At 41.7% G+C, this 9,854-nt stretch carries 7 protein-coding genes, 1 tRNA gene and 2 pseudogenes; all 10 read right to left on the bottom strand.

The window, feature by feature from the left end; translation table 11 throughout:
- Positions 1-138 precede the first annotated feature (138 nt).
- Positions 139-544: pseudogene (gene tnpA / locus C1E99_RS08015) on the bottom strand (IS200/IS605 family transposase).
- A 275-nt stretch (positions 545-819) separates the two neighbouring features.
- Positions 820-1,008, bottom strand: a complete 189-nt coding sequence (rpmB, locus tag C1E99_RS08010; protein WP_024386839.1) for a 50S ribosomal protein L28 — start codon at positions 1,006-1,008, stop codon at positions 820-822.
- A 126-nt stretch (positions 1,009-1,134) separates the two neighbouring features.
- The gene (locus tag C1E99_RS08005; protein WP_105128137.1) at positions 1,135-1,398 is read right to left on the bottom strand and encodes a SemiSWEET family transporter; all 264 of its coding nucleotides are present in this window, start codon (positions 1,396-1,398) and stop codon (positions 1,135-1,137) included.
- Positions 1,399-1,596: 198 nt separating this feature from the next.
- Positions 1,597-2,478 carry a class II fructose-bisphosphate aldolase gene (locus C1E99_RS08000; protein ID WP_105207203.1) on the bottom strand — a complete coding sequence of 294 codons (882 nt, stop codon included), beginning with the start codon at positions 2,476-2,478 and terminating at the stop codon, positions 1,597-1,599.
- 235 nt (positions 2,479-2,713) lie between these two features.
- Positions 2,714-2,799: transfer RNA gene (locus tag C1E99_RS07995), tRNA-Leu, on the bottom strand.
- A gap of 127 nt (positions 2,800-2,926) precedes the next feature.
- Positions 2,927-3,103: pseudogene (locus C1E99_RS15585) on the bottom strand (IS5/IS1182 family transposase); the annotation flags it as partial.
- 217 nt (positions 3,104-3,320) lie between these two features.
- Positions 3,321-4,925: a CTP synthase gene (locus C1E99_RS07980; RefSeq protein WP_105207201.1), complete on the bottom strand. Its 1,605-nt coding sequence runs from the start codon at positions 4,923-4,925 to the stop codon at positions 3,321-3,323.
- Positions 4,926-5,092: 167 nt separating this feature from the next.
- Positions 5,093-5,674: a DNA-directed RNA polymerase subunit delta gene (gene rpoE / locus C1E99_RS07975; protein WP_105207200.1), complete on the bottom strand. Its 582-nt coding sequence runs from the start codon at positions 5,672-5,674 to the stop codon at positions 5,093-5,095.
- 191 nt (positions 5,675-5,865) lie between these two features.
- Positions 5,866-8,700: a pneumococcal-type histidine triad protein gene (locus C1E99_RS07970; protein WP_105207199.1), complete on the bottom strand. Its 2,835-nt coding sequence runs from the start codon at positions 8,698-8,700 to the stop codon at positions 5,866-5,868.
- A gap of 20 nt (positions 8,701-8,720) precedes the next feature.
- Complete coding sequence (locus C1E99_RS07965) at positions 8,721-9,641, bottom strand: metal ABC transporter solute-binding protein, Zn/Mn family (RefSeq protein ID WP_105207198.1); 921 nt, start codon at positions 9,639-9,641, stop codon at positions 8,721-8,723.
- Between the last annotated feature and the right edge of the window lie 213 nt (positions 9,642-9,854).

The following is a 9,854-nucleotide window of genomic DNA, read 5'->3' as shown; positions in this document are numbered from 1 at the left end:
TTTTTCTTTGTGTAGCATAGGAGAACCTCATAAGTCCTTTTTCTTATATTATACTCCTAAATACGAAGAAAAGCCCTTAGAAAATCAATTCTAAGGACTTTGTCTTCAGTCTGAGAAATCATCCACTGGATAATTTCTTTATTCTTGTATATATTTCTTAATTGTGGCTTCATTAAGTCCAACTTACATTCTTCAACAATTCCCAAATTGTTGAAGCTCTCTACCAAGAAATGACGATTGTCAAATTTATATTTTAGGTTGGCGTGTTTATCAAACATCATAAGAACACTCTTACCTTTTAAATATCCCATAAAGCTTGATTCACTTAATCTCGGAGGAATACTGACTAACATACGAACATGATCCGGCATCAGAACTCCTTCGATATTCTCTACACCTTTATAACTACACAAACGTCGGAATATTTCTCCCAAGCTACTTCGATATTGATTATAGATGATTTTTCATCTATACTTAGGTGTGAAGACAATGTGGTAGAACACAACCACTTTGTATGTGATAAACTATGTGCCATTTGTGCCATACTTTTCTCCTCTCGCTTTACAATTGGCTTGAACACCTTTATTGTATCGCATTTGGAGTTTTTTTGGTATAACCTTCGTCCCGCACCCGCATAGCGGGTGGTTTATTTGTCACATAAAACAGTGAAAAGGGCCGGGTATAGCCCTTTCCAGCTTATTTCCTAAAAATAGGAAAGAGATAATGAATTTCGTCTTCTCTGGTGGTAGCTTTTCATTTACCACTACAGTTGACAACGAGCATTTAAAAAGCCGCTAGATTAATCTAGCGACTTTTTAATTAGATGCGTTCAACTTTGCCTGATTTAAGAGCACGAGCTGAAGCCCAAACTTTTTTAGGTTTACCATCAATCAAAACAGTTACTTTTTGAAGGTTTGGTTTAACTGCGCGTTTAGTTTGGTTCATAGCGTGTGAACGGTTATTACCTGATACAGTCTTACGACCAGTGAAATAACATACTTTAGCCATTGTATCTTCCTCCTCATTTGATCAAATATATCGGATGTGCTAGCACCACATACCATACTATTCTAACAGAAAAGATTGGACTTGGCAAGAATTATTTTCATTTTTTCAACACTCAACTCATATCTCTTACAGTGATGTGATAAATGTCGCAAACCCTAGCACAACTCCCGCCAAGTTTGGTGCGATTAAAATATAATCTTTTTTAGGCTCCTTTGTCCAACCATAAACCACCCAAATGAGGCAGGAAACTGCTGCAAATAGCGGTTGCCAAGGTTGTCCCTGTTGACCATTGATATTGGCAATGATTTGCGGTATATAAGCTAGGAAGACAAAAATTCCCATTACGGCTCCAATTGAGCCAACGAGTGTATTGATCCTTTGTTTGGTCATACTTTCTCCTTTCAGAAAATAAAATGATTTCTAAAAATCAAGTATACCAAAAAGAATGGCTTGCGTCAAAAGTTTATAGAAATTACTCTTTTCTAAAGCAACTGATTTGAAAATCAAAAAGAAGGATTCGTATTCAAAATCCTTCTTTTAAATCTTAAGTTTTACTGGATTGAAATCTTAGATTTCTTCGCAGAATTATTAAGCTTTGTTCGCTGAACCAAATACGTCGATACGCTCTTCAACAGATGCTTGGATAGCTTTCACGCCGTCTGCCAAGAATTTACGTGGGTCAAAGAGTTTTTTCTTATCGTATTCTGCTTCGTTTGCTTCATAAGCCGCTGCAAACTTACGAGTTGCGTTTGCGAATGCGATTTGGCACTCAGTATTAACGTTAACTTTAGCAACACCCAATTTGATTGCTGCTTGGATTTGCTCATCTGGAATACCAGAACCACCGTGCAATACGATTGGGAAACCAGGTACAGCTTCAGTCAATTTACGCAAGTGGTCAAGATCAAGACCTTCCCAGTTTGCTGGGTATGGGCCGTGGATGTTACCGATACCTGCTGCCAAGAAGTCAATACCAGTTGCAACCATTGCTACTGCATCTTCGATTGGAGCCAATTCACCGCTACCAATGATACCATCTTCTTCACCACCGATAGTACCTACTTCAGCTTCAACTGAGATACCTTTAGCGTGTGCCAATTCTACAACTTCTTTAGCTTTTGCAAGGTTTTCTTCTACTGGAAGGTGTGAACCATCAAACATGATAGAAGTATAACCAACTTCGATACATACAAGAGCATCTTCGTAGTGACCATGGTCAAGGTGAATAGCAACTGGAACTGTGATGTTCATTGACTCAATCAAGTTTGCAATCAAGTTACGAGCTACTTTGTAACCACCCATGTACTTAGCTGCACCCATTGAAGTTTGGATAAGAACAGGAGCTTGTTTCGCTTCTGCTGCACGCAAGATAGCTTGAGTCCACTCAAGGTTGTTTGTGTTAAATCCACCAACTGCATAACCGTTGTCACGCGCTGCTTGGACAAATTTTTCTGCTGAAACTAATGGCATTTCGATAGCCTCCTAATATTTTTTGAGGTTGCACCTCATACTCCTCTATTCTACCATTTTTATTTTGAAAATGCTAGTTGAAACCGTCTAGTTTTGAGAAAATTTTCACATAACTTTCCACGATTCTTTCGGAAATGATTTCCTTATTGCACAATCAATTACTGACAATTCGTCAAATCGAAAAAATTTATAATGTTTGAATGCAAAAAAGACTAGCACATAGCTAGTCTTCCAATGCGGAGAGTGGGACTTGAACCCACACGATCTAAAGCGATCACAGGATCCTTAGTCCTGCGCGTCTGCCAATTCCGCCATCCCCGCTTAACACAAGAATTAGTATACCATCAGAAATGAACCTTGTCAACACTTTTTTCATTTTTTTATTTTTTCTTCAATAAAAATTCTATTGAAAGTTCTAAAATGAAGTTAGCCACCTTAATCAAAATCATAGGAGATACTTGAATATCATGATAGGAGAGTAGTCACAACGTCCAATATCAGGATGATAATTCTTTTCTAACTCATCATTAATATAGCTAAAATCACATAGTTCTGTTAACTGACGTAAAAAATGAGTTTTAGGAACAACATTATCATACTGAGTAGGATATGGACTGATACTCAATGAAAATCAAAAACAGACTAGGCGACGCAGATGCAGATAGAAATGAAGTTCATCAAATCAAGTCAACAACGTCTAATTTTGATTTTCGAATAGTATGACTTCTAAAATCAACTGATTATCAAACATACTATCACCTCATCTTTAGTATAGCAAAAAAGCCATCAGACGATGACTTTTTCACTAGGCACTATCTAGTCCCTCTCTAAACAATATGCTATTACTTTTCATTCTCAACTGCAGCTGTGACGAAGGCAGTATAGAGACCTTCCGGACGGTTTGGTCGAGATTGGAGTTCTGGGTGATATTGACAGGCAACAAAGAACTTATTCTCAGGAATTTCAACGATTTCAACCAGGCGGTTGTCTGGCGATACACCTGAGAAGACAAAACCAGCTTCTTCAAATTGTTGACGGAAGTCATTGTTAAACTCGTAGCGGTGGCGGTGGCGACGTTGGACAACTTCTTGGTGGTCATAGGCTGCAGCAGCCTTTGAGCCACGTTTGAGTTTGCTTGGATAGAGTCCCAGACGGAGTGTTCCGCCCAGGTCTTCCACGCCAATTTGATCACGCATGATATCGATAATCGGATACTTGGTCTCAGGATCCAACTCAAAACTATTGGCACCTTCTAAGCCAAGAACGTGGCGAGCAAATTCCACACAGGTCAACTGCATACCTAGACAGACACCCAGCATAGGCACATCATTCTCACGCGCATAGCGAATAGCTTGGATTTTTCCTTCCGTACCACGTTGTCCAAAACCTCCAGGTACGAGAATACCTTGCGCTTGTCCAAGTCGTTCAGCGACATTTTCTGCCGTCAAGTCATTGGCATTGACCCAATCTAACTCAATCGCAGCATCGTTGGCATAGCCAGAGTGTTTCAAGGCTTCTACAACCGAGATGTAGGCATCTTGGAGCTCGACGTATTTACCAACAAGGGCAATTTTGACAGTCTTCTTGAGATTTAGAACCTTGTCAACCATGGCTGACCAATCTGTCATATCTGCTGGTGGCACATCCAATTTCAAATGGTCACAGACAATCTGATCCATATTTTGCGCCTGCATATTGAGTGGAATCTGGTAAAGGTGTTCAACATCCAATGATTCAATCACCGCTTCTGGAGCCACATCACAGAACTGGGCTAGTTTATTATTAATGCCTTGACCGGCTGGCTGTTCTGTCCGAATCACCAGCATATTTGGTTGAATACCCAGTCCACGCAGTTCTTTGACAGAATGCTGGGTCGGCTTGGTCTTCATTTCTCCTGCCGCCTTTAGATATGGCAAAAGGGTGGTGTGGATGTACATGACATTGTCAGAGCCAACATCTGCCTTCATCTGACGGAGAGCTTCAAGGAAGGGGAGACTTTCAATATCTCCAACAGTTCCCCCAACTTCTGTGATAATAACATCTGCATCTGTTGTGCGGGCTGCCCGCTTGATTTTATCCTTGAGAGCATCTGTGATATGTGGAATAACCTGAACGGTTGCTCCTAAATACTCTCCTTTGCGTTCTTTCCGAAGGACCTCGCTGTAAATCTTACCAGTGGTGACGTTTGAATATTTGTTGAGGTTGATGTCGATGAATCGCTCATAGTGACCAAGGTCCAAGTCTGTTTCTGCACCATCATCTGTCACAAATACTTCCCCATGTTGGTATGGGCTCATGGTTCCTGGGTCAATGTTGATGTAGGGATCGAATTTTTGAATAGTAACTTTCAATCCTCTGTTTTTCAAGAGGCGGCCCAAACTCGCCGCCACAATTCCCTTACCAATCGATGACACAACGCCACCTGTTACAAAAATATATTTTGTCATGCAAACTCCTTCTCTACTGTCATCATCATGACGGGGTGTAGATTTCAATAATGATGAAGAAAAAACAAAAATAGCTCCCTATTGACTAGGGAGCTCCGACCTCAAAAGAGGTGCCCGATAATATATTATCGAAAAATATAAGCCTTGTCAAACACAAGTTTATATTACTACTCGTCAATGACTTCTTCGTCAGAATAGTCATCATCTTCTTCAGCCAAATCAACCGTTTCATCATCTAATTCATCATCTGGAATGATTTCATTGATTTCTGAATCATATGATTCAACTTCATCCTTTTCATCATCCGGATTCTCATCATCATATTCTGATGATGAATTATCAGAATAATTATCCTCGTCTTCTGGATCATCATGCCCGTAATCGATAGCGTCTTCGTCACCGTCCATGAAGGCATTAACACGCTTTTTCTTACGTTTTGGTGCATCTTCGTCATCTTCTTCAAGAGTAATCACTTCTTCATCGATTTCATCGATTGCATACCATGAACGAAGGCCCCATTTGTTTTCACCTAGCGGAATGAAGCTACCATCCACATTCAAATCTGAATAGAATGTTGGCAAGGCTGCACGAATGTCGCTGTTTGATTTTTCGAGATAGTTTTGAATTTCATTAACCAAGTCATTGAAGTACATTTCATGATCACGGCCACGTTCTTCCAAAATAGCACGTGCCACTTCAATCATGGAAAGTTCACTTTTTTCTTGTCCTGCAAATACGTTTAGTTCCAAGGGTCTTCTCCTTTTATGTCTTTCCTTTCTATTTTACGCTAAAATTGGCAAATAGTCAAAGATAAGTAAATAACTTTTTCTATGAAAAGTGGTCGAACTAAAATCAATATAGCTTTTATCTCATTTCACAAATGCTACTACCTTCGTCAGCATTGCGTACTAATCATTTGTTGGAATCAAGAGTTGTTGTATTATTCAGAACCTGAATCTAGCACCTTCTCCGATTTGCCTTCGATTGCATCTGTTGAGGCTGGAATTGGTTCAACAGGTGACACTTGCTCACTTACCATTTCCTCACCATTAGGATTTGTAGCCAAGGTAGAGTCCTCTGGTACATCACTTATTGGAGTCGTTTCAATATTGTTTTCCTGCGATTGAGAGCTCGCTTGTGTACTTGGCTCCTCTGTCGTTTCCGCAGGAGTGACGAGGTGAGCTGGTGTCGTTATTTTTGAAGTAACACTTTCCTCTGTTGTTTCCTCAGGAGTGAAGCGTTGGGCTGGCGTTGCAATAATCGAAGAAGTGCTTGGCTGAGTTGTTGCTTCTGTTGTTTTTGCAGGCTGGACAGGTGCTGGTTGAGTCGCCGCTAGCAAGGCTTCTGCTGGTGCCAATTCCGTTTGCGGATGTAGCGCAGCTTTTTCCACCCGGTAGAAGCCTGAACCATCTGGTCTCGGGATACGGAAGGCCGTTTGAGAAACCTTGGTTTTTGGATCGACAACATCTTGTGGATCAAAAATGTATCCATCCTTGGTTGTAAATTTACCAGCCGCCTTGGCAGCTTCAATTTCCTCATAACTGTGGACAATCTGCCAATTCTTCAATCCTTTCCGTTGCTCTTGCGGTGTTACACGTTTGGCCAATTCATCTCTATCACGCTTGTCTAATAGGGCTTGAACCGCAGCTAATTCCTGACTGGAGAGCTCGCTCTTTTTCACTGAACGCAGGCTATCGTCATCTGCACGGGGCAGACTAAATGCATCGCGGAAGATAAAGCTTCTAGGATCCAATACATCCTCAGCCGCAAAGATATAGCCATCAGCTGTCGCAAATCGCCCTTGGGCACGGGCTGCACCCACCTCCTCTGCTGTATGGACAATCTGCCAATTTTTCAAACCAGCCCTCTTATCTGGTGCTGTCGCATTGAGAATCGGTGCCAACTGGTCCGCGGCTTCATCCTGACTATGACCGCTGCTGGTCCAAGCTGCAGGACGAACTTCAGGATGACGCATGAGGTACTTGATGGTCGCAATCTGTTCCTTGTTCAACCAGGTATATGGTAGGACATGGATGTGGTCAATATGAGGAATGACAAAGACTTCCCCGGTATCATAGGTGGCATTTCCACCACGCATTGGAAGCTTATGGATTGGCACAAGCGGAGCTGGTGTCAGATCCCCTTCTTTAGCAGGGCTGACATCAAATAGATAGGACGGATCCTTCTCCATCAGACGCAACTCTGCAAATGAAATCTTCATCAAATCCAATTCCTGACGAGCGAAGAAATAAGACTTGCCATCCACTTCCATCCAATACCCCACCTGTCCTTGATGACTAGCTTTACGTAAGACTGCCTGACTGTCAAATTCAGGGCGATTTTCAGGTTTTCCTTGTCCTTCTATCGCTGGAGGAGTTACTGGTTTTGATGGAGCTGTTGTCGAATGACCACCTGCATTGTCCTTGGATTTTTCAGCCAACCATGCTGCAACTTCCTTCAATTCAAATTCTTCTAATTCACCAAAGCCAACATAATGGAAGTGATCTCCGTGACTTGCAATCAAGCCATGTTCATCAACAGAGATAATTGATACCTTAGTAAACTGATATCCATCACTGGTAAAGTAAGTCTTACCATCCAATCCCTTACCATAAACAGCTATCGGACGCCCCTGCCACATACGAGTTTGTTGTTTGGCAGACTCTATCAGCTTGGTTGGACTAGTTGGCAAGGTTGGACTTGGTATTGGATTGGGTGTTGGATTGGAATGAACCTGATGACTAGTAGCTTGGTGTCTGGTACCACCATTTGCTTGTTCGATGCTTGCACCACTTGTGCCAATCATTCGGGCAATCTTTTCCTCCAAGGCAGACATCTGACTGTAAGGAATAAAGTGGAAATGATCTCCGTGGGGCACAATTACACCGGTGGCTGTTTTTTTACTAATCGTTCTTGGATCAAAGACCAAACCATCTGCTTCCACATGACGTTGGGATAAAGGTGTCGCATCCAGTTGAGCCAACAAGCTAGTCAAATCTTGTCCCTGTACTGAAACAGGGGTTTCCTGCCGAACTTTCTGGGTGTAATTTCCATAATGATTTCCTGTGGTTGACTGATTGCTACCCTTTTTATCCCAAAAATCCTGAGCCGCTTTTAACTCTGTAGCTGAAAGATCTTTTTTCGGGATGAAATGGAAATGGTCCCCATGAGGAACAATAAAGCCATCACCGGTATCTTCAATGACGTCTGTCGGATTAAAGACATAACCATCGTCAGTCTTATAGGGTCCGTCTGAATGACTAGAACCTGTCGCCTGCTGCTTACTATCAGCTGATGTAATTCCTTTTTGTCGTTCAACTTCTTCCTTGCTCCGAATATTTTTCTGCTGTTTGACATCTTTCAAGTAAAGGTAATATTTCCCATCTACCTTGATAACGTAGCCATCTTGAACCTCATTGATAATGTGACTATCTTGAAGGACATAATTCGGATCTTTCATGACCAATTCTTCACTAAAGATGGCATCGAATGGCACCTTGCCATTGTAATAATGGAAATGATCTCCGTGAGAGGTCACATAGCCTTGGTCTGTAATTTTGACAACAATCTGCTCAGCATCAATATTTTCCTTGGCCGAAACCTGTTCCGGAGTTAATTGCTCCGCGACCAGCGACTGTTCCTTTTGACTATCTTCAATATAGGACACTCGATTTTTTTGTTCTTCTGTCGCCTGATAACGACCCAACTGGTAGCTACACAAACTCATTCCCAAAACAAGGGTCGCTACCGAACCAACAAGAGCTTTCTTCTTCATTTTATCTCCTTTATCAATGATTATTTCAATTCTTGAGCAAGAGTTTCTAAAACCTGCTCTAAGTTTTCTAAATAGGTTAAGTTATTTTCTGGATCGGCCTCAAGAGTATCCAAGACCTTCAAGTCCACACCTGTCGAAGTTGCCAGAGCCTTAGCCAATTTATCCGACGTTCCCTTTTCGGTAAAAATCGTTTCTACCTTGTAAGTGTCGACAAACTCTTTAATCTCTGCCAACTGCCTTGGGCTAGGCTCTTCCTCAGACACCCCTGCTATCCCCAACTGCTTCAATCCAAACCTCTGGGCAGTGTAGGAAAAGGCTGTGTGCTGGGTCACGAAGGTTTTTGAACTGGCCTTCGCAAAGATCGGAATATATTTGTCCGCCAACTTTTGAGCATCCCTCTCCAAAGCCTTAGCATTTTCCCGATAATAATCCGCATTCTCTGGATCTCTCTCTGCCAAAAGCTCACCTATTTCAAGGGCTTCCTGTCCAACCAAAACCGGATCCAACCAGGTATGAGGATCATATAAACTCGCCTCATCAATCCCCTGACCTACTTCCATATCTTCTAAACCAGGCACTTTTGATAAAGGCAGGCTTGTAGATGCCTCTAAGACCTGGACAGCCGAACCCTGTAAATTTGGGTCCAATCGCCCTGCCCAAGACTCCAAAATCCGCGAATGATAAATAAAGACATCTGCATCATAAATGGCCCGTATGTCCGCTGCTGATGGTTCGTAAGAATGGATTCCCGAACGCGAACCAATCATCCGAACATCATTCTTATCTCCCGACACTTCCTTAACCAGTGAATAGATAGGGTAAAATGATGTCACAATCCGCATCCCTGACTGAACCTGACTAGCCTCTTTCTGAACCGAACAAGCCATCAAGCACAAACCAGCTAGAACAGAAAGACAGGCTCCAAGTATTTTCTTCAGCATATTTCCTCCTTTTTGCAAAAACATTAACCAGTTAAGTTTATATCACAAAATAATTAACCAGTCAAGTATTTTTTTAAAAAATATATACTAATTTATCAAAAAACAAAAACATACTAAGATTAGTAGTGAGGAAATCTCCGACGGGAGAAAGTACTCACTACTTTTTCTTTATGATAAAGTAGAGGTGTCTTGTTAAGTCGTAGGGCTTTTTGA

It is taken from the genome of Streptococcus suis, assembly GCF_002964045.1.
Taxonomy (GTDB): Bacteria; Bacillota; Bacilli; order Lactobacillales; family Streptococcaceae; genus Streptococcus; species Streptococcus suis_U.
This window is presented reverse-complemented; position numbering and strand designations above follow the sequence as displayed.

Excerpts from the sequence above, each read along its gene's own strand:
- C1E99_RS08000 (WP_105207203.1), bottom strand. The coding sequence starts at position 2,478 with ATGCCATTAGTTTCAGCAGAAAAATTTGTCCAAGCAGCGCGTGACAAC.
- rpmB (WP_024386839.1), bottom strand. The coding sequence starts at position 1,008 with ATGGCTAAAGTATGTTATTTCACTGGTCGTAAGACTGTATCAGGTAAT.
- C1E99_RS08005 (WP_105128137.1), bottom strand. The coding sequence starts at position 1,398 with ATGACCAAACAAAGGATCAATACACTCGTTGGCTCAATTGGAGCCGTA.
- C1E99_RS07980 (WP_105207201.1), bottom strand. The coding sequence starts at position 4,925 with ATGACAAAATATATTTTTGTAACAGGTGGCGTTGTGTCATCGATTGGT.
- C1E99_RS07965 (WP_105207198.1), bottom strand. The coding sequence starts at position 9,641 with ATGCTGAAGAAAATACTTGGAGCCTGTCTTTCTGTTCTAGCTGGTTTG.
- C1E99_RS07970 (WP_105207199.1), bottom strand. The coding sequence starts at position 8,700 with ATGAAGAAGAAAGCTCTTGTTGGTTCGGTAGCGACCCTTGTTTTGGGA.